Here is a 392-nt window from a genome sequence, read left to right as displayed (position 1 = left end):
GGGTGGGAATCGTCGGGATGTCAGAGCGGGTCGAGGCCCTAGGCGGCACCATTGAGGTGGGTCCACGCAAGGTCGGTGGATGGCGAGTTCGTGCCGTCATGCCGATGCGTCAGAGCCAGGATGTGAGGGACGAGGACATGAAGGAGGGGGAGGACTGATGCGCGTCGTGCTGGTCGACGACCAGAAACTAGTTCGTCAAGGGTTTCGCCTCATCCTCGCGGTGGAGCCCGACATCACGGTTGTTGGGGAGGCCACCAACGGGGCTGAGGGCGTGGACGTAGTGAAGGAAACCGCTCCCGACGTCGTCCTCATGGACGTCCAGATGCCCGTCATGGATGGTGTCGCGGCCACCGCGAAGATCCGCGAGTTCAGCGACGTCAAGGGCGTCATCC

At 63.5% G+C, this 392-nt stretch carries 1 protein-coding gene; it reads left to right on the top strand.

Annotated elements, in window-relative coordinates; translation table 11 throughout:
- Nucleotides 1-157: 157 nt before the first annotated feature.
- On the top strand, nucleotides 158-392 hold a 235-nt coding region (locus G8O24_RS47375; protein WP_188108456.1), incomplete at its 3' end, for a response regulator.

Source organism: Bradyrhizobium campsiandrae, assembly GCF_014529705.1.
Lineage (GTDB): Bacteria > Pseudomonadota > Alphaproteobacteria > Rhizobiales > Xanthobacteraceae > Bradyrhizobium > Bradyrhizobium campsiandrae.
Note: the sequence above shows the minus strand (reverse complement) of the source record. Positions and strands in the feature narration are given on the sequence as shown.